Here is a 19939-nt window from a genome sequence, read left to right on the forward strand (position 1 = left end):
GATCAATCGAACTATTTTCAGAAGGAGTGTTATTGTTGAAAAAAATGAAAATGCTAGTTGCTGCCGTTATGCTCGCTGTTCTAGTCGCCGGCTGTTCTTCCGCCGGAGGAAGCAAAGACATTACCCTGGCTTATGTCGCTTGGGATTCAGAAATTGCCAGCACCTATGTCGTAAAGGAAGTATTGGAGCAGAAGCTGGGCTATAAGGTTGAAATGCTGCAAGTAGATGCTGGACCGATGTGGGCTGGCATTTCCGACGGAAGCGCAGACGGAATCGTTGCCGCTTGGCTTCCAAGCACGCATGCCTCTTACGCTGACAAATATAAAGGGCAATATGAGGATCTAGGCGCTAATCTTGAAGGTACCAAAACCGGACTTGTCGTTCCCTCTTATATGGACATCAAGAGCATCGAGGACTTGAATGATACAACGGGTCCCGAGCTCGACTACAAAATTATCGGCATTGAGCCCGGTGCCGGACTTATGATCGCGTCGGAGAAAGCGATGGATGAATACGGTCTGCGCGACAAATGGACGCTGCTTGAAAGCTCGTCCGCTGCGATGTCGCAGGAGCTTCAGAAGGCGTATGACAATAAAGAGCCGATCGTTGTTACAGGCTGGACACCACACTGGATGTTCGCCAAGATGGATCTGAAATATTTGGATGATCCGAAAAATGTATACGGCGGAGCGGAGCAAATTCATACGATTGTGCGCAAAGGGCTGAAAGAGGATAAAGCGGAAGCTTACGCTTTCCTCGACAAGTTCAACTGGACGCCGGATGATATGGCGAAGGTCATGGTTGCTATTCAAGGCGGCGAAACGCCGGAAGCAGCGGCCAAGGCTTGGGTTGAAGGCAACGCCGAGCTGGTTGATGCTTGGTTGAAATAATTTAAAATGAAATAAATCAATCTTGCTTTCATCCGCAGCGCGCGCTATAATACATCTAATTTCATTACAACGACTTGCTGATGACGAGAATCCAACTCCGAGGCGTTCTCGTCAAGAGAGATGCATAGCGCTTCTCCTAAGTTAACCGGGCCCGCCCGTTATCGCGGAACCAAAGCGGATCGTTCGGCACTGCCGTCCGGTCAAGTTGGGTGGCACCGCGAGTTTAACGCTCCTCGTCCCAAAAGGATGAGGAGCGTTTTTGCGTTTTTATTTAAACGGTGAAGGAGCGCGGTAACATGCTGGACATGAAATGGATTCGCGAAAACAAAGAGCTGGTGCAGCAAGCGGCGGAGCATAAGGGGCTGGATTTTAACGTCCAGCAGCTGCTTGAAGCGGATACTCGCAGACGCAAGCTGCAGCAGCAGGCGGACGAACTTAGGCAGGAGCGCAATGCGCATTCGCAGCGCATTGCGAAGCTGATGCAGAGCGCAAATGCGAGGCGGGAAAAGCAAGGGGTAGCGCAAGGGATAGAGCAGGAAAAAGAAACCGAGCAGGCCGAGCAATTGAAGCAAGCGGTAGCGAAAATTAATGAGCTGCTAAAGCCTTGCGAGGAGCAGCTGCTTGAAGCTGAGCAGCATTTCCGCAAGCTCATGCTGGAGGTGCCAAATCCGCCTTCGCCTGATACGCCCATTGGCAAGTCGGATGCGGACAATGTGGAAGTGCGCCGAATAGGCAGCCTACCAGCTCCCGCTTTTACGCTGCGGGATCATGTGGAGCTCGGCGAGCTGCACGGCATGATCGATATGAGTCGCGGTGTTCGGACAGCAGGCTCGCGCAGCTACTATTTGAAAGGCGCAGGTGCCCTGCTGCAGCGCGCCGTACAGCAGCTCGCGCTCGACTATTTGCTGGAGCGCGGATTTACGCTGCTTGATGTGCCTCTGATGGTGAGAGAGGAAGCGATGTACAATACGGGTTATTTCCCCGCGGGCACAGATTCGGCTTACCGAATTGACGGCGAAAATCGCTGGCTGATCGGGACGTCGGAAGTGCCGCTAGTCGCCTATTACGATAATGAAATCGTCGATGTTGCCGAGCCGATTCGGCTTACCGCAGCAACCGCCTGCTTCCGCAGCGAGGTCGGCTCGGCCGGACGTGATGTGCGCGGCCTCTATCGCGTGCATCAATTTGCCAAGGTTGAGCAGGTCGTGCTTTGCGAGGCCGATCCTGACCGTTCGGAGGCGCTGCTCCACGAAATAACAGCGAATGCGGAACAACTGCTGCAATTACTGGAGCTACCCTATCGGGTTGTTGCGGTATGTACCGGCGATATGTCGCAAAAAAATGTTAAGCAGTTCGACATTGAAACGTGGATGCCAAGCAGGCAAGCATATGGCGAGACCCATTCGTCGTCGAATGTGCATGATTTTCAGGCGCGGCGCTCGAATATTCGCTATCGCGATGCAGAGGGCAAGCTACGCTACTGCCATACGCTTAACAATACGGCCGTCGCAACGCCGCGCATTCTTATCCCGCTGCTGGAAAATCATCAGCTGGAAGACGGATCGATCTATATTCCAGCAGCGCTGCGACCCTACATGAACGGACTGGAAACGCTGCAAGCTTCCTATATTTAAAAAAAACAAGCGCTGCTTGAACGGCAGCGCTTGTTTTCTTTTATAGTTGAACAGCAGTCTGAAAGGCAGCGGGCAGCTTGCTGACTCGCTTTATTTTTCCAAGCCATAATGACGTTACTTTTATTTCAGCTGTTCCAAGTATGCGACTAGGCGATCTGACGTTTCGCTAATGCCCTGCTCCATTCCCATTTCGACAACCGTTTTGAGTGCTTCCTCGGTTGGGTAGCGGGTCACGCTCACGAACTTGGTTTTGCCATCCTCCGTCGCTTCGAACGTCATGGTAATGTCACCAGACGGCATGTCCGCGGATTCATTGCCCTCGGCATCGGAGAAATAGTCGACATAGGCTATTTTTTCATTCGTTACAATTTCCTTATATACGCCCTTGCCCCATGATTCAAAACCGTAAAAGTCCCCTTGGTTCTCGTCTACGCATTTCATGCAGTAATGCCATACGCCGTCTGGGCGGAAATCTACTGTGCAAGCTGATAAAATCCAGCCGTTCGGTCCCCACCAATGCTTCAAATGCTCTGCCGTCGAATGCGCTTCAAACACAAGTGTATGTGGTGCATCAAAAATCCGCTCCATCGTAAGTACCTGTCCTTCAACCTTAAAGCTTAATTTGTTCGTCATTGTGATTGCCTCCCGAATGTTCGTTTGTTTTGTGTTCCCGCTTCTTCAACTGCTGCAAGTAAATATCCAATTTGTCGAACCGCTCGCTCCATAGGCTGCGATACGTTTCCAGCCAGCTGTCCATCTCTTGGAGCGGCTCCACCCGAAGCTTGTAATAACGGCGATTGGCTGCTGCCTGCACCTCGACGAGCCCTCCTTCCAGCAAAATACGCAAGTGCTTGGAAGCTTGAGGCTGGCGAATGTGAAGACGATCCGCAATTTCTCCGACCGTCAATGAACCGTCCACGAGCAGCTCTATGATCCGTAGACGTGTCGGGTCGGATAATGCGCCGAATGTCGTAGCATCCATAAAACCGCGTCCTTTAATAGCGCTGTTAAAATCAAAGGGAAGTCAGCGCTATGAAGGTGCTTTCGTTTCCCTGAATTGAATATACCATTAAAGGAATATTCCCGTAAAGGAATATTTAAAAATCAGCCGAGCATGATTGGCATACTTTAATTTTGCACAAAAAAAGCCGCTAACAAGCATAAAACTTGTTACCAGCTCATGTATAAAGAACAAAAAGGAGCTGCACCCTCGCGGCGTGCGCTCCCTCTATCCCTTCAATGCTCCGGCAGCCATGCCGGAAATAAAATACCGTTGCAGCAGTAAAAATAAAATCAGCATTGGCAGCGAGATCAATACTACTCCGGTCAGCAGCCCCGGATAATTGGTCGAATATTCGCCCTGGAATTGCAAAAGCGCTAAGGGCAAGGTCATTTTTGCCTTATCCGTCAGCAGCAGCATCGGGAACAGCAGATCATTCCAGACGCTCACGAGCAGAAAAATAGCCGTTGCCGCAAGCGACGGCGCTGACAGCGGCAGTGCAATTTGGCTGTAAAGCCGCCACTCCCCCGCGCCATCCATGCTGCCTGCCTCGAACATTTCCTTCGGCAACGCCCGCATAAAGCCCGTCAGCATAAATACCGCTACCGGCAGCAGCATCGAAACGGTTACCAATATGAGGCCAAACCGGCTGTTCATCAGCCCTAAATCGCGCATAAAGGAATAGATCGGAATCATGTTCACCTGCGCTGGAACCATCAGCCCCATAAGAAAGATGCCATAAAGGATAAGTCCTAGCCTATTAGCAACCCGGTAGATGCCATATGCTATCATGCTCGACACGATGAGCTCCAGAACAACCGTGCTGAAAGACACCGTTATGCTATTGCTGAAATAAGACAGCATCGGCTGGCTGTCAAATAGATGGCTGTAGTTTTGCAGGGTGAACGAGCTTGGAATACCGAGCGGACTCGCATAAAACTGCTGCTGGTCTTTGATCGTCGTCACAATCAGGAAAAGGAGCGGCAGCAAAATAATAATGGCGAAGACAAGCAGAAACATGCGCCCTGCTATTCGTAACAGCATGCATCCATGCCTCCTTTCTGATCATTACGCAAGGTGAAACGGCTGCCCTCCGTCCTTTGGCGGCGCGGCTCGTTTCAGTCCGAGAAATATAAGCCGATTGATTTATAGGTGTAAAACTTATAAATGCTTATATTTCAAGTTAAGGTCCTATCTTCAAGCCGCCTTCTTCGCAGTGCGTAGAGACAGCTTGAAAATACGGCCTAATAGGAGACGCGATTCGCCCGCAGCGCTCTGAATTGCAGAAACGTAATGAAGGCAATAATAAATAGGAAATAAATCGATGCCGCGGACGCTTGGCCAAACTTATAGTTCTGGAACGCCGCCGAATAAATGTACGTGGACAAAATTTCCGTCGCATAATTCGGACCGCCACGCGTTGTGACGAAGATCAGATCAAACGCCTTAAAGGACTGAATCGTCGTATAAGCAACAACAATCGTCGCCGCTGGCGCAAGCAGGGGCCAAGTGATCCGGCGAAAAATAGCCCATCTGCCGCCTCCGTCCAGCTTTGCCGCCTCATACAGCTCCTCCGGAATCGCATGCAAGCCAGCGATAAATAAAATCGCCATCTGCCCAATATGCGCCCAAGCCTGAACAGCAGCAATGGAATAGATCGCAAGCGACGGATTGCCAAGCCAATTATTCGCAAGCGCTGACAATCCGAGCATCCGAAGCAGCTCATTGAGCAGCCCCAGATTCGGGTCGTAAACATAAGCAGCGATAAATCCGACAGCGGCAGACGATAATATCGTCGGGAAGAAATACAGCGCCCGCAGCGCAACCGTCGTTTTTTTATTTTTTGTCAGCAGCAGTGCTACAATGAGGGATACGAGCGTCTGTACGACCACAACCGACAGCATAAACCGCAGGTTGTTGCCACTCGCTTTTTTGAAAATAATGCTGTCTGCTACCGTCTTGTAATTATCCAGACCGACGAAGCTTGACGTGTCCGACATGCCGTCCCAATCCGTGAAGGAATTGTAGAAGCCGGACAGTGTCGGATAGAGGAAGAAGACAGCATAGAGCAGCAGCCCCGGCACAAAAAAGAAGTATATCGTCTTCCGCACAGCCATCAGACTATGGCTTCAGCTGCTGGTCCACAATCGCTTGCGCGCTGCTGGCAGCCCCTTCCGCTGAATCGCCGGCAATGACCGCTTGAATGGAGCCGGTAACCGCCTTCTGAATTTCAATATTTGTAATGAGATAACGAGGCTGGAAGCGCGTTTTCTTATCGGCCCAGCCGCTGATGACCTGCAGCGCAGGACTTGTATAGTCGATATCCTTAACCGGAATGTTCTGGTTCGCCGCATTCGCAACCTTGCCCGCTACTTCTTTTTTGCTCAAATAGGAGATGAATGCTTTGGCTTCCTCCGGATGCTTCGACTTGCTGTTAACGCCAAGCATGAACGTCGTCGTATGAATGCCCTCATAAATCGCTTGATCCGCAGGCACGGTAATTGGAGCGAGCAAATCCAGCTTCAGCTCAGGGTTAGCCTTTAATACGGCTGCAATGGAGTATGAGCCCGTTGCCAGCATCGCCGCTTTTCCTTGTGAAAAGAGAGCAATCGCTGCATCCGTATTCGTACCTAGCGAATCAGGCTGGAAATAACCTTTGTCGTTCAGTTCTTTGAACTGCGACAGTGTTGTGGTCCACCATTCATCCGTAAGCTTGGTTTCGCCCTTCTCAAGCTTCTGGAACACCTCTTCATCCGGCGCATTGTTCATCATCATCGGGTTCATGAATTGGCCTGGCCCAATATCGGCGCCCGGGAAGGCGATGGGAATAATGCCCTTGCTCTTAAGCGTTTCGCTTGCGGCAAGGAAGCTGGCCCAGTCCTTCGGCGGGGAAATGTTGTATTGCTCAAACAGGCCAACGTTGTAAACCGGAATGTTGTACACGAGAGAATATGGCAGCGCATATTGCTTGCCATCCTTCGCCCCGGATTTAATCAGCTCCGGCACGAATGCTTGGACGAATGCTTCATTCGTTAAATCGGTGTACAAGCCTGCTTTGGCAATCGATTCGAACTGCGCGCCCGGGAAGGACGCGAACACGTCGCCTACAGAGCCGTCCAGCAGTTTAACCTGCGCTGTCGTCTGATATTGCTCAGACGGGAACGTCTGCATGGATACTTTAATGCCTGGATTTTCCTGCTCAAAATCTTTAATAATCTCGTTCCAGATCGGCACATCACCCTGCCAATGGATAAAGCTGATCTCTACGGACTTGCCCGCTCCGCTGTTCCCGCCGGATGCGGCATTGCTGGTCTCGGCTTCGCCGCCATTGCCGCCGCAAGCTGCCAAGATGAGCGTAAGCAGCAGCAATACGGCTGCGGAAAAGGAATATTTTTTATTGATCATGAATTTAAAAACCCTCCTGTCATCTACTATAAAAATTTACGCCTTTACTTCGCGTCTGCTCGCCCATTTCTGATGAAACAGCGGCAATGCTTCTTTGCCGAAGCTTTCCGCCTCCTCCAGATGAGGGTAGCCCGACAATATGAATGAGGATATGCCTAGCTCGGCGTATTCAATTAATCGCTCCGATACTTGGTCGGCTGTGCCCACAATCAGAATTGCTCCGCCCGAACGGACTAGCGACAGGCCTGCCCACAGGTTCGGACCTACGACAAATCGCTCATCCTTGAACTGCTCGCGCAGCTCGTTCTGCCGGCGCTGGTTCGTGGCATCTGTCTTGGCAAAAGCTTTTTGCGCCTGCTCAATCGCTTCAGGCGACACCTTGCTAATAAGCTCCCATGCCGCAGCCCATGCCTCTTCCTCTGTATCGCGCACCAATACTTGCGCCCGCAGCCCGAAGCGGACCGGACGATCAATTCCCGTCTCCTCGCGGTACTGGGCACGGACGGTTTCAAAATCCTCGATCTGCTCGCGAATCCAGTCATGCGGCTCTCCCCACATTAAATACGTTTCAGCGAATTCAACCGCTACGCGCTTCGCTGATGGGGAGCTGCCGCCGAGGTAAAACGGCGGATGCGGCTTCTGTACCGTAAGCGGCGTCGTTACCGCACGGCTGAACTGATAATATTTTCCGCTGAAGGGCTGCTGCTGATTCAACTGCTTCTCCCTAGCCCCTTCGCTGCCGACGAATTCAGACGCTTTAATGCCATCCGATTGCGTCCACGCCTGCTGCATGACGGCCAAATATTCACTGGCGCGCTCGTAGCGTTCATCATGCGCATGGGCAAGCGGATCGCCCAGCTCCTCCAAATCCTGCACTGAGCTTCCCGTTACGACGTTAATCATCGCGCGTCCGCCGGATAATTGATCGAGCGCCGCTCCCATCCGGGCCGACAGCACTGGAGTCACGAGGCCAGGACGCACCGCTACCAGCGGGCGAAGCGTCGTCGTATGACTCATAATAGCCGAGCCGACAACCCAGGCGTCCAAGCATGGACCGCCCGTCGGGATCAGTACGAAGCCGAGACCTGCTTTTTCAGCCGTTTGAGCCACATTAATCAAATACTCCAGCGTTGGTTCCCTCTCCGATGCTACGCCTACGTAGCTGCCGTCTCCCGCCGTAGGCAGAAACCAGCCAAATTCTATCTCTTTATGATCATTAAGATTACTCACCATTTTGTTCTCCTTTACGGGTATGTCGCTGAAGCCGTGAGCAGCCCGTATCTCCAGTTCGTCTGGCAGATGCTTATGGTACATCCGGCTGTCCGGTCAATAACCAACAAGTTTAGTAGGAATAGTTGTATTTGCATCATAACAATCAACCGTTAGCGGGTCAATGTCATTTCGCGGCGTATTAAACTTGTCATTTTGTGACGTCGAATCATTTGCTATACTGAGGAAGGTTATCTATTTTCACAGCACTAGTTAAGTAAAACTAGAATAATAGATTGTAGGACAAGCACGTTTAAACATGGAAAAAAGGGGGTATTAATGATGAGACCGAATATGCGCGAGGACCATCATGAATGGCTGGAAATCTATCATTTCACGCCTTCTGCTTTCGAGAAATCGGGAGCTGCATGGTCGATTCGGGTCGGGACGAATATCGCCAAGCCGAATTATCATATCGGCCCACGCGTGGCGCCTTACTATTATTTGCTAGGCGTGCTGGAGGGGCAAGGAACGTTCCTTCAGGGCAGCATGGCTTACACGCTGCGGCCAAATGATCTGTTCTGCCTGTTCCCACAGGTTACCCATGAATATTTCACCTTGGCGGAGGAGCCGCTGCACAAAATCTTTTTTGCCTTTGACGGCAAGAAAGCGCTTCAGCTATTGGCTCGGCTCGGGCTTGGCCCGCAAACGCCTCATGCACCCGGCGCACTGACACCACAGGCTGCCGAGTTTATGCAGCAGCTTTTGCAGCTCGTCAGCCACTCCGGTTCTCCAAATACCGATCTGGCACGGCTGAGCCTTTTTCACCGTATATGGGATGAGCTTGTTTCATCCGCCGCTCCTGCTGCAGTTCCCCGCGACCATCGCAGTATTGGCTGGCTGCAAAAGGGGCTGGAGTATATGGAGATTCATTATGCGGAGGGCATTACCGTAGAGAGCGTCTCAAGCTACGTCGGGGTAAATCGCACGCATTTCACTAAACAATTCAGCAAAGCATACGGCATAACACCGGTCCAATACATCCAGCAGTTAAAAATGGGAGAAGCCACGCGGCTTCTGGCGCAAACCAGCTATACGTTATCGGAAATCGCCAGCTCCATCGGCTTCCCCGACCTCTTTTCTTTTTCCAAAGCGTTTAAGAAAAATATGGGGGTTGCGCCCAAGCAATACCGCTCTCAGCTCATCAGCGGGCAAACAGAGAGCAACGATTGACAGCTGTAACTGTATAAATTATAATTACAGTATTATCATTGTTAAATTGTAATGGATTTTGAAACAAGCAGGCATAATTGCAGGTTCCATTAAACGACAGGTGGTGACTGGAATGATTAATGAGATGATAATTAAACCGGGCGACTGGATGAACGGAACGACTGGAAATGGCGAGCTAATGCTCGGCTTTGTAGAAAGCGTTGATGCTTCCCACGGCACGGTACGGCTATATGTAACGGCATGCGACAACGAGCTTGCCATCGGTAGAACGATTACGCTTGCGGCTTCACAGGTTAATTCACTGCGTTCGTCACCGCTGTATACGGTGCAGCAGTTGACGCAGCTGATCGACCTGGCGCTTGCGACGAACGATGAAGCTTGGTTTAATGAGCTTTCGGCCATGCTCGTCACTTTGAACAATGGCAAATTGCCGCAGGACAGCTCCCTGCCAAACGCCCATACCAAGATTTTCAACCGTCTGGGCATTTCGGTTAATGGAGAAGCGAATGGCTTGTAACACATAGAGGTAAAAAAGTTCATCGTCGGCGCTTGCGTGCCGGATGAAGATGGAGATGAAGCGTTCCTTCGGGGACGCTTTATTTTTTTTGGAATGTGGTACGGTTTGTGGGGAACGATTGGGGTGAGCTATAGTATCGGCAGGATCAGCGGTATGTGCGGTGGATTTCATGATTAATTTGGGGTTGTATTGTTTTCTGCCATCCCTTACGATGAGAGAAATAATGTAAGTGAAGTAGGTAAAGGAAATATACAAAAGACTGGTGCGAATGTGAAGCTCCCATGAAATCCCTGGGCGATTCGCACCTCGAATTTTGTCGAACACGCCCCATTTTCATGAGAATGGGTATAAGTCAATATTTGCTTCAGACTTTTTTAGCATTACTTTTTTTGAAAATGTACCGGACGAATGCCTGCCCGGCATCATTCATGGGCATTTTCGCTGTCGCACTCCGTATGGAGTGCGTGGATTGAAGCGCCACGGAAACGGCAGGCTTGATACGATATATGCCGCGTCGCACTCCGTATGGAGTGCGTGGATTGAAGCTAGTACAGAGGGCTGCTTTTTGAACAAAACCGCGTCGCACTCCGTATGGAGTGCGTGGATTGAAGCAATCTCCCCTCGAATGTGTGGTCAGGAAAAGTTTCCGTCGCACTCCGTATGGAGTGCGTGGATTGAAGCAGATAGAGCAGATCACTTCCGTTACACTGATCCATGTCGCACTCCGTATGGAGTGCGTGGATTGAAGCACTAGAGGGATCATCCGAGCAGATCGCAGGCGTCGTCGCACTCCGTATGGAGTGCGTGGATTGAAGCCACCAGTTGTTGTAGCAGGCGTTTTACTTGCAGTTGTCGCACTCCGTATGGAGTGCGTGGATTGAAGCGCCTTTGCTACCATATAGAAATTAACTTCATATGTCGCACTCCGTATGGAGTGCGTGGATTGAAGCCTTGGAGCAAAGTCACCTGTCTGGCGCGACCTCGGTCGTCGCACTCCGTATGGAGTGCGTGGATTGAAGCATCAGAGCTTTAGCTGCCTGCACCTGAGGTATAGTCGCACTCCGTATGGAGTGCGTGGATTGAAGCTGCCCATCCGCAAACAGTCGCACTTAAATAGATTTGGTGGACACAGCAGCAGCTATTTAGACAAAATCACGGGTTATGGCACAGGCTGCGGACTCAGGAGACGTTAATGTGCTGCAGATGATCAATTTGACGAAATAATGAGGGCAATAGCGGCTTTCCTGTCCGCTTACGGTCTAAATTCAGTTTAAAAGCCTAAATAGCGGAAACTCAGTCCTTGAAAAAAGAGTGAGTTGCCTGAGCCGCGTACTCTTAGCAAAACTCGCAGGCATTGAGAGCTCGAAAGTTATACCGATCTACTTGCTCCATCAACAAAAACCGTTCCTTTCGTTAATGGCAGGCTAAGCTTGCCTTTAACAAAGAAACGGTTTTTGTCGTTTTACCTATTATCTTTTACCTTTTACCGATCAACCTGCTATAGCTTAAATTGATCAATTTGCGTGCGAAGCTTCTCTGCCATGTTAGCGAGCTCCGCCGAGGAGGAAGCAACTTCCTCCATTGATGCCATTTGCTGCTGCGCGGCAGCTGAGACATTTTCAGATTCAGCAGCGGTTTCGCTGGCGGAATCGGCAATATGACGAATGGCGTCAACCAAGCTACCTGTGCCAGAGACGATTTCCTCAGCTGCGGTCGAAACACTTCGAATGCTGTCTGCAACCTGTTCCACAGATGAGCGAATGTGCGTAAATAGCTCATTCGCCGCTTCTCCGGCTTGTTTGCCTTGGGCTGCTTGCTCAACTGTCTGTTCAGACGCGTGAAGGGTCCGCTTAATCTCAAGCTGAATGCTGCCAATGAAGCCGGCAATTTGCTCTGCGGATGCCATCGACTGCCCAGCCAGCTTCCGAATTTCATCAGCAACGACAGCAAAACCTCGCCCAGCTTCACCAGAGCGCGACGCTTCAATCGCCGCATTCAAGGAGAGAATATTCGTCTGGCGAGCGATGTTGCTGATGCTGCCCACAACCTCGCCAATTTTGGCGGACAAGCCGCTAAGATCTTGAATCGTGCCAGACAACTCCCGAATGCCGAGCTCCATCTCATCCATTTTTCCACCAAGCTGATTCATAGCGGCTGAGCCATCTGTTGCCAGGGTAGAGGCCTCAGAGGCAATGGCTGATACATCTGAGCTATGTGCAGCAACACCGTTAATTTGCACAGCAATATTTTCCGCTGCATCGCTGCCATCTTGTACGCTGGACGTTTGCCGCTCCGAGCTTTCGGCCACGACCATAATAGCCTCGGAAATGCTCTGCGCTGCATGAGCACCTTGATCAGCACCTGCCGCAAGCTGCTTCGCAGACTCCGTCAATTGCTCGGATAAGCCTGCAACGCCCTTCATTAATTGATGCATTTGATCTCCTGCTGCATTAAAAGAATGAAGAGCCACGCTAATATCGTTTTTGCCTTTGGTCGGAATGCGATACGTGAGATCGCCTTGTGCCAGCAGATCAATTCCGTGTGTCAATTGACGGATAGGATGCACAATTCTGAGCGCTATCAAAATGCTGAGCAGCAGCGCCCCCACAATAATGATCAGCCCTACGATTATTATGAGCTTCAGCAAATCATTAACCGATTTTAAAAACTCGCTTTCATGCACATAGGTGACAACGATCCAGTTGAGATCCGTTTTGGTTAAATAGGATAACTGGTCGACCCCTGATTCATGGAAATGAATGGCCTTGTAATTACCCTGAAGAGCATCAGCGAATCCTTCATCCAGTACAGGGTTGTTCAAATCGGCAATCTTATTGTTTAAAATAAAAGACTCATCCGGAAAATAAATAAATGTTCCATCCGCAGTCGTCATAAGCGCTCTTCCCGTCTCGCCTTGCTCAAAACGGGCAATGTTATCGACTACCTCACTAATCGGATATCCTGCTGTATAAAAGCCAACGGGCTGGCCATCCTTCATTATAGGAGCTCCAATAGCAACGCCAAGCTGATTATCTACTTTAGAAATAATCGGGTCAGAGACGTAAGCGCGTCCTGCCTGTATCTCTTTTACATAGGGACGCTCAGATAAGTCATATTCCTTGCCGGTCGAGTCTATTGCAAGCTTCCCCGTCGTATCAGCCGAATACAAAATCGTTGTGAATTCAGGATGCAGCTTCTGTGACTTGGCAATCAAGTCCATATGCTTCTGTTTGTCATCGCCCAGCTCCGCTCCTTGCTCCGCAAGCATTTTAATGATGGTCTGCTTCTCTTTCATTCTGCTGTCAACTTCCTTGGCCAGCAGCCTCGTATTCAACTCCATTTGCTTCTCCGATTGGCTCCTGACCTCATTAGAGGTGGGAGTATAAAACGTAAACGACAGTACCGAAACACAGACAATGACGATAAGCAGTGTAGATAGTACAATTCGCCCGGCTGTCTGACGGAGGGAACAGAATGTGAGTAGGGCGCGAATAAAACGTGAGTTTTTTAAAGCCATGAGCTATCCCCTTTTTTGAAAAATGATTATTGTTTAGTAACTATATCGGTAAAAGCATGAGACTTATTAATCAGTCCGACACTTTTTCGACAAATTTCTACCGCTTGTTCGATTGCAGCCCTATACCCTCCCAAAAAATACCATTTTATCAATAACGGAGGAATTTCTAATGTCGCAAAACCATTCAGCCGGCAGCACTACTACAGCGGTCAATGGACCGGAGCTTACCGTGACCAATAATAAAATTTCATACCTTGAGGTTGTAAGCCCCGAGCGGCTCGTTTACTCCCATGGCGATCATGAGGATGCCGAGCACTTTCGGGTAACGGTTACGTTTGCGGAACAAGATGGCGAGACCGAGCTGACCATGCGCTCACTGTTCAAATCTGCGGAGGAATTAGAGAAAGTGGGCAAAGAATATGGAGCTATCGAAGGCGCGAAATCGACGCTTGAGCGTCTTGCGCAGCAGTTGGCAACGTTGGTTTGAAAATAAACAAAATACAGAAGAGCCGCACCTTGAGGGGGGCAGCTCTTCTGTATTTTGCTTATTCCAATGGTTTTATTGCTAGGATCTCCTCTTCCGTCAATCCAGATGCTTCAGCTATAACGGAGCTTTCAATCAGGAACAACAGCCAGTTCATTAACCCCCCTTCTCAATGGGGACTGCTTACGAATAGTTCAGAATATTGATAGTCACACAACGTTTTAGCTGACTGTAAGACTGTCCTTCCTGCAAATGCCCAGAGTGTCGCTTGCTCCAATAAAAAAGCGTTCTTTTTTCAGTATCATATTTATTAAATAGCTGCATCTCAACATTAAAACCAAGAGGAAGAGCTCTACATAGAGCCCTTCCTCTTGGTCAAAAATAAAACAATAGATCTAGCGCAACAAATTCGGCGCTAAGCTCTTTCCACTTTCTTCACAACCGGCTTGCTAATGCCTTCCGCCGCACTGCCCGTCGCTGCGAAGCAATCCGCTTCGTAGTTATACGAGATTCGTTCCGGCAGCGGCATTCGATTGCCGTCAAGCAGTCCGCGAACGAGCTCGCGGCCAAGCTCTGGGGTCATGCCGTTATACCAGTTGCCATCGGGATAGACGACCACATTGCATGCATCCTCGCATCTGCCGTTGCACATCGTCTTCGTCGTATGGACGAAAGAATCCGCTTCGCGCCTCGCAAGCTCCTCACGGATGGCGAGCGTTACCTCTTCCGCGCCGCTGCGTTTACAGCTGCCTCCGTTGCATAGAAGCAGATGATGGCGCGTATGCGTCAGGTTCCAAGTTGCCATCCTCTGGAAGCCTCCTTTCCTACCTCGTTTCCCGGTGCACAGTCACCCGCCCCAAGGCGGGACTGTATTTGCGCAGCTCCAGCCGCTCCGGTGTCGTACGTTTATTTTTGGAGGTCGTGTAGTTGCGGTCACCCGTCTCCGTGCATGCCAGCGTTACAGTAACTCTCATTAGCCTCACCTCCTTTTATAACATACTTTTCAACGGCCTGTCTCCTTAATTTATGGCGCAAGCTTCCTGCTGCGACTGCGGAAACGGATCGAAAAGGCTGTTCCAATCCTGCTTCATCTCTTCCTTCGTCAGCAAACACTGGTCAAGCGCTGCTTCAATCTCGGCGCGCTGCAAATCGATACCGATGAACACAACCTTATTGATTCGGTCACCATACATCGGATGCCAGCTGCCCGCAAGTTCAGGCTCCTCCTCAAGCAGCAAGTGCTGCTCAGGCTCGGGAAGCGCAGCCACCCACAGTCCAGCAGGGCCAAATTGAATAGACGGCCCCGCCTGGCTAATGCTCTGCGCCTGCAAGCTGCGGGTTGCCAGCCACATAATGCCCTTTGCCCGAACGATAGCCTCCGGCCATTCCTCCATCCAGCGCATTAACCGTTCCGGATGAAAAGGCTTCGCCCGCAAATAAACGAATGAGCCAATTCCGTATTCCTCCGTTTCTGGCGTATGGACAGGCGCATTCAGCTCCCTCATCCAGCCAGCCGATACGCTGGCTTCTTCAAAGTTGAATCTGCCGGTATTCAAAATTTCCGCAGGATCAACCTTGCCCTGCTCGGTGCGAATCAGCTTGGCGCGCGGCTGCAGCGTGCGAAGCACACCCTCCAGCTCGTCCAAATCCTCATCGCTGACCAGATCGCATTTATTAAGCAGCAGCACATCGCAAAATTCAATTTGGTCAATCAGCAGATCAACGACCTCTCGGTGGTCTTCCTCATGCGCCCCCTGACTGCGTTCAAGCAGCGTCTCGCCCGAGGAATAATCGTGCCAGAAGCGGTACGCATCAACAACCGTCACCATGCAGTCCAAGCGGCAAAATTGCGACAGGTCAATGCCCTGCTCCTCATCAATATAGGTAAACGTTTGGGCAACGGGAACCGGCTCGCCCACGCCCGTCGATTCGATCAATATATAATCAAAGCGCTCCTGCTTCGCCAGCCGCTCTACCTCGCGCAGCAAATCTCCGCGCAGCGTGCAGCAGATGCAGCCATTCGACATTTCCACCAGTTGCTCATCGGTGCGGGACAGCCCGCCTTCTTTTTGAACCAAAGCTGCATCGATATTGACCTCGCTCAGATCATTGACGATAACCGCCACGCGAAGGCCATCGCGATTGTTCAGCACATGGTTGAGAATCGTCGTTTTGCCTGCTCCTAGATAACCACTCAGTACCGTAACCGGAATTTTAAAATCTGCTTGCTTCTTCACTGCTGCTTCCTTATCCATTCGTTTTCACGCTTCCCTTCATATATATAACTTGGCATACACGCTATATGAGCTGTTACTTGCTCTGGCCTCCGCACCCCTTATTCATTCAAAGCAAGCTTCAGTGCTTCCAGATTGTTTTTCATCACGCCAATATAATCGAGCCCGTCTGCCGTTTCTTCCTCAGTCAGCCCTTCCAGCGGGTTCAGCACCGCTGTCTTGGCGCCGATTTCGCTCGCAATGGTGCTGGCGATTTTCGGATCAACCAACGTTTCGAAAAAAATCGTCTTGATTTGCTGCTCCTTCGCCAGCTTCACAATTTCCGCCATTTGCTCCGGGGATGGCTCCTGATCAGGAGACAGGCCGGAAATCGGCACCTGCGTCAAGCCGTACTCACGCGCCAAATAGCCAAAAGCCGCATGCTGCGTAACGAACTCGGTACGCTTCGCCCCTGCAAGCCCAGCCTTATACGCATCGTCCAGCTCTTTGAGCTTCGCAATATAGGCATCTGCATTCGCTTTATATTGGTCTGCATGGGCGGGATCTGCTTTCGCGAACGCCTCTTGAATAGCCGCAACCTCTGCCTGTGCCAGCTTCGGACTCAGCCATACATGCGGATCGAGACTATGCTCATGATCGTGATCATGCTCCTCTTCCTCATGGGCAGCCTCCTCGTGCTCGGCAGCATGGTCGTGCTCATGTTCCGCATCCGCAGCTGCAGCATCCGAGGCACCGTGCGGTTCTTCTCCATGCGAATGCTCGTCTTCCCCGCCCTCGGCTAATTCTATGCTGCTGCTCGCCTCCACGACGACACGTTTCTCATTTGCCGCGCTTTCCAGCGCCTGCTCCGCCCAGCCTTCTACGATGCCGTTATATACAAATACATCCGCTTCTTTCAGCACCGCCATGTCCTTGGCGCTTGGCTCCCAGTCATGCGGCTCGGTGCCGGCCGGAATAAGCGCCGTTACATCGGCGTATTCCCCGCCCACCTGCCTGCTGAACTCATACATCGGATAAAAGGTCGTCACGACCTGCAGCTTCTTCGCTTCCGTCTCCCCAGCAGCTGGCGAAACGCTTGCCTCCGAGGCAGCGGCACTTCCGTCATCTGCCTGCGCGCCAACTGTATTTGCCCCATTCGTGTTTCCAGCCGCGCCACATCCCGATAGCAGCAGCACCGCTGCGATTAATAACAAAGAAAATTTGCTAAACATAACTTTCATTTTCTGTACCTCCATGTGTGTGAATAGCTGATGCATCCAGCTTGCTGCTCTTTATGCGGGGAAAAGCGTCCTGCTTCCCCAACTGCCCCGTTTGATGATTGTTAATGATGGTGCGATTTTGCCGATTGCCCAGCTTCCCGGCTATAATGGAGACCTTTTTCAATACAATGCCCAGGATCAGCAGCGCGAGCAAAAATAATGCGATTGTTCCGCCCGGCGGCGTTCCCAGCTCATAAGAGGCGGTCAGTCCCGAAAATACGCCCGCTACGCCGACCAGCATCGCAATAATGAGCGCTGCCGCAAAGCTGCGGGCAAGACGTACCGCGAGCGCCGCAGGCAGCACGATCAGCGCCGATACGAGCAGCACGCCTACAATCGGCATCGCCGCAGCGACAATCATGCCCGTCACCACGCTGAACAGCATGGAGATGAGTCGGACGGGAATGCCACTTGCTTGCGCCGTTTCCTCGTCGAACGCCATCTGATACAGCGGTCTGCGCAGCAATATAAAAAAGCTCGCTCCTATAGCCGCTGCTCCAAGCATCAGCATAAGCTCAGTTTCGTTCACCGCGACGACGGAGCCGAATAAATAGGAGGAGAAGCTTTTGTTCATCCCTTTATTCAGCCCCATCAGCACAACGGCGCTCGACAAGCCGCCAATCATAATTATGGCAATCGACATTTCGCTGTAGGCCCGGTATGAGCGCCGAATATATTCAACGGCAATAGCTCCTGCTACAGCAGCAGCGAACCCGGCATAGGAAGGATTCCAGCCTAGATAGGCGCCAGCAGCAACGCCAGCTAATGATACATGCGAAAGCATATCCGCCATCAGCGCCTGCCGTCTCAGCATTAAATGTACGCCCAGCACAGAGGCGACTAAAGCGATGATGCCTCCGGCGCAAAATGCCCGCTGCATGAAGTCGTAGTGCAGCATTTCCATCCTCCCTCCCCCTTCCGTTCCAGCTCAATGATGCGGTCCAAATACGGACGGACCTCTTCGAGTCCATGGGTCACCATCACAACTGTCCGCCCATGAGCCTGCACATGATGAAACATTAATTCGTAAAAGCCTTTACGGCTTGCTTCATCCATTCCGGTTGTCGGCTCATCCATGACGAGCAGGTCGGGCTGCTGTGCCAGCGCTCTGGCGATGCACACCCGCTGCTTCTGTCCGCCGGACAGCTCGCCAATTTTGCGGCCGCGCTGCTCCCACATGCCGACCTGGCGCAGCGCCTCCTCGGCACGGGCTCGTTCCTGCGGCCGCATCCGCCGCAGCCAAGCTCCGCTCTCATATGCGCCTGACCTGACGAACTCCAGCACCGTGCTTGGAAAGCCGCTGTTAAAAGCTGCGATCTGCTGCGGCACATAACCAATCACGAGCTTCTTGCCGCTCGCGCCGAGCTTCGCCAAGTAAACCTCTCCACTCCACGGCTTCAGCAAGCCCAGCGCCAGCTTAAGCAGCGTCGTCTTCGAGGCGCCGTTGGGCCCGGTTACCGCTATAAATTCACCGGTATGAATGTCCATATCCGCCTCATTCAGACTCGGTACGCTGCCATAGCCGAACACGACATTATTTAATGAAGCAATCTGCACGCGGTCTCTCCCCTTTCGCTCCAATGCTATTTTTCAAAAGATAACAATGTATAAGTTTCACCCTCGAAACGGTAGCTTTGCCGCCAGTGGATGGCGACAGCCGTTTGCGTTTAATCGTAATAATTACGATAATATCTTAAAAAAGAAATCGCCAGCAGCGATTCATTAACGGTTATCACAATACTTAATAGTAATCATTACGCTTAATGAGTATAGCAAGCCGCTTTTCATTCGTCAACTGCCTATTTTCGGCCAGCCCCCATTGCCTTATACGGAGGAACATTCCATGCATGCGCTGGCATCAGGGCCAGATCCAGTATACAATAGGAGTCATTATTCAAATATTTTCCGGCATAGCTGGCCAAGAAAGGATGTTTACATTTCCAATGAGTACATCCGTTGAACAACATCGCGAGGAAGCACCTTCGACCGTTAATTGCATGGTCATTACTGTATCTGACACACGTACGCCCGCTACCGATAAAAGCGGCACGCTGCTTATTGAGCTGCTCAAGGCAGGCGGCTATCAGACGACGCGCTACGCCATCGTCAAGGACGAATACAGCGAAATCCAGTCCGCGCTGCGCAGCGGAGCTTCGGACCCGGCGGTTGAGGCGATTTTGCTCAATGGCGGGACAGGCATTGCCAAGCGGGATACGACCTATGAGGCAGTAAAGGATTTGCTCGATAAGGAAATGCATGGGTTTGGCGAGATTTTTCGCTACTTGAGCTTTGCTGAGGATATCGGCACGGCGGCGATTCTGAGCAGGGCGATTGCTGGCGTTTTCGAGGATACGGCGATTTTCTCCATGCCCGGCTCCAGCGGCGCAGTCCGGCTCGCGGCCGAACGCATTATCGTTCCTGAGCTAGGTCATGTGATGCGGGAAATTTATAAGGATCTTCGCTGACGGCTTTATTGCATCTTTAATGGCGAGGCTGCAAAAATATATGAAGCTTCCGTCCATCCATAAAACCAAGAGAAAGAGGGGGTAGCCCACTC

At 51.2% G+C, this 19939-nt stretch carries 19 protein-coding genes, 1 pseudogene and 1 CRISPR repeat array; of the genes and pseudogenes, 6 read left to right on the forward strand and 14 right to left on the reverse strand.

Going from position 1 to position 19939, the window contains the following annotated elements; genetic code table 11:
* Positions 1-44: 44 nt before the first annotated feature.
* Together AC50YG_RS06165 and serS are read left to right on the forward strand one after the other, a co-directional pair.
* A complete protein-coding gene (locus AC50YG_RS06165) occupies positions 45-890 on the forward strand; it encodes a glycine betaine ABC transporter substrate-binding protein (protein WP_494826341.1) in 846 nt (281 codons plus the stop codon).
* A 296-nt stretch (positions 891-1186) separates the two neighbouring features.
* Positions 1187-2524, forward strand: coding sequence for a serine--tRNA ligase (gene serS, locus AC50YG_RS06170; protein ID WP_494825483.1), 1338 nt, complete (start codon positions 1187-1189; stop codon positions 2522-2524).
* 120 nt (positions 2525-2644) lie between these two features.
* On the opposite strand, the gene AC50YG_RS06175 is transcribed toward serS, so the two are convergent.
* The 6 genes from AC50YG_RS06175 to AC50YG_RS06200 all read right to left on the reverse strand — a co-directional run bounded on the left by AC50YG_RS06175 (position 2645) and on the right by AC50YG_RS06200 (position 8162).
* Positions 2645-3157, reverse strand: a complete 513-nt coding sequence (locus AC50YG_RS06175) for an SRPBCC domain-containing protein (protein ID WP_494825485.1) — start codon at positions 3155-3157, stop codon at positions 2645-2647.
* On the reverse strand, positions 3135-3506 hold the full coding sequence (locus AC50YG_RS06180) for an ArsR/SmtB family transcription factor (protein WP_494825487.1): 372 nt from the start codon (positions 3504-3506) through the stop codon (positions 3135-3137). Before AC50YG_RS06180 ends, AC50YG_RS06175 begins: the two co-directional genes overlap by 23 nt.
* Positions 3507-3752: 246 nt before the next feature.
* Positions 3753-4568 (reverse strand): carbohydrate ABC transporter permease, encoded by an 816-nt coding sequence (locus AC50YG_RS06185; protein ID WP_494825489.1) that lies wholly within the window; start codon positions 4566-4568, stop codon positions 3753-3755.
* Between the two features lie 200 nt (positions 4569-4768).
* The gene (locus tag AC50YG_RS06190; protein ID WP_494825491.1) at positions 4769-5641 is read right to left on the reverse strand and encodes a carbohydrate ABC transporter permease; all 873 of its coding nucleotides are present in this window, start codon (positions 5639-5641) and stop codon (positions 4769-4771) included.
* A 4-nt stretch (positions 5642-5645) separates the two neighbouring features.
* Entirely contained in the window at positions 5646-6929 is a 1284-nt protein-coding gene (locus AC50YG_RS06195; RefSeq protein ID WP_494825493.1) for an ABC transporter substrate-binding protein, read from the reverse strand.
* Positions 6930-6965: 36 nt separating this feature from the next.
* Positions 6966-8162, reverse strand: coding sequence for an LLM class flavin-dependent oxidoreductase (locus AC50YG_RS06200; protein WP_494825495.1), 1197 nt, complete (start codon positions 8160-8162; stop codon positions 6966-6968).
* Positions 8163-8477: 315 nt separating this feature from the next.
* Between AC50YG_RS06200 and AC50YG_RS06205 the strand changes: the two genes are divergently transcribed.
* Both AC50YG_RS06205 and AC50YG_RS06210 read left to right on the forward strand, forming a co-directional pair.
* Entirely contained in the window at positions 8478-9371 is an 894-nt protein-coding gene (locus AC50YG_RS06205) for an AraC family transcriptional regulator (protein ID WP_494825497.1), read from the forward strand.
* A 112-nt stretch (positions 9372-9483) separates the two neighbouring features.
* Positions 9484-9888, forward strand: coding sequence for an IDEAL domain-containing protein (locus AC50YG_RS06210; protein ID WP_473758257.1), 405 nt, complete (start codon positions 9484-9486; stop codon positions 9886-9888).
* A gap of 443 nt (positions 9889-10331) precedes the next feature.
* Positions 10332-10974: a CRISPR direct-repeat array (repeat unit 33 nt; unit sequence GTCGCACTCCGTATGGAGTGCGTGGATTGAAGC).
* A gap of 412 nt (positions 10975-11386) precedes the next feature.
* Here the strand turns inward: AC50YG_RS06210 and AC50YG_RS06215 are convergent.
* The gene (locus AC50YG_RS06215; RefSeq protein ID WP_494825500.1) at positions 11387-13405 is read right to left on the reverse strand and encodes a methyl-accepting chemotaxis protein; all 2019 of its coding nucleotides are present in this window, start codon (positions 13403-13405) and stop codon (positions 11387-11389) included.
* A gap of 169 nt (positions 13406-13574) precedes the next feature.
* Between AC50YG_RS06215 and AC50YG_RS06220 the strand changes: the two genes are divergently transcribed.
* On the forward strand, positions 13575-13892 hold the full coding sequence (locus tag AC50YG_RS06220; protein WP_494825502.1) for an SRPBCC domain-containing protein: 318 nt from the start codon (positions 13575-13577) through the stop codon (positions 13890-13892).
* A 183-nt stretch (positions 13893-14075) separates the two neighbouring features.
* On the opposite strand, the pseudogene AC50YG_RS06225 reads toward AC50YG_RS06220, so the two are convergent.
* The 7 genes and pseudogenes from AC50YG_RS06225 to AC50YG_RS06255 form a co-directional block, all read right to left on the reverse strand.
* Positions 14076-14222 (reverse strand): annotated as a pseudogene (locus tag AC50YG_RS06225) (PD-(D/E)XK nuclease family transposase); the annotation flags it as partial.
* Between the two features lie 82 nt (positions 14223-14304).
* Positions 14305-14694 (reverse strand): (2Fe-2S) ferredoxin domain-containing protein, encoded by a 390-nt coding sequence (locus AC50YG_RS06230; protein WP_494825504.1) that lies wholly within the window; start codon positions 14692-14694, stop codon positions 14305-14307.
* A 19-nt stretch (positions 14695-14713) separates the two neighbouring features.
* The gene (gene rpmG, locus AC50YG_RS06235; RefSeq protein ID WP_341281323.1) at positions 14714-14863 is read right to left on the reverse strand and encodes a 50S ribosomal protein L33; all 150 of its coding nucleotides are present in this window, start codon (positions 14861-14863) and stop codon (positions 14714-14716) included.
* Positions 14864-14908: 45 nt separating this feature from the next.
* Positions 14909-16144 (reverse strand): GTP-binding protein, encoded by a 1236-nt coding sequence (locus AC50YG_RS06240; RefSeq protein WP_494825507.1) that lies wholly within the window; start codon positions 16142-16144, stop codon positions 14909-14911.
* 80 nt (positions 16145-16224) lie between these two features.
* On the reverse strand, positions 16225-17343 hold the full coding sequence (locus tag AC50YG_RS06245; RefSeq protein WP_494825509.1) for a metal ABC transporter substrate-binding protein: 1119 nt from the start codon (positions 17341-17343) through the stop codon (positions 16225-16227).
* A complete protein-coding gene (locus AC50YG_RS06250) occupies positions 17327-18286 on the reverse strand; it encodes a metal ABC transporter permease (RefSeq protein WP_494825511.1) in 960 nt (319 codons plus the stop codon). The genes AC50YG_RS06245 and AC50YG_RS06250 overlap by 17 nt, the downstream gene beginning before the upstream one ends.
* Positions 18223-18939, reverse strand: coding sequence for a metal ABC transporter ATP-binding protein (locus AC50YG_RS06255; RefSeq protein ID WP_494825513.1), 717 nt, complete (start codon positions 18937-18939; stop codon positions 18223-18225). The genes AC50YG_RS06250 and AC50YG_RS06255 overlap by 64 nt, the downstream gene beginning before the upstream one ends.
* Positions 18940-19325: 386 nt before the next feature.
* On the opposite strand from AC50YG_RS06255, the gene AC50YG_RS06260 reads away from it, so the two are divergent.
* On the forward strand, positions 19326-19847 hold the full coding sequence (locus tag AC50YG_RS06260; RefSeq protein ID WP_494825515.1) for a MogA/MoaB family molybdenum cofactor biosynthesis protein: 522 nt from the start codon (positions 19326-19328) through the stop codon (positions 19845-19847).
* Positions 19848-19939 lie beyond the last annotated feature (92 nt).

It is taken from the genome of Paenibacillus sp. J31R34 (genome assembly GCF_059383715.1).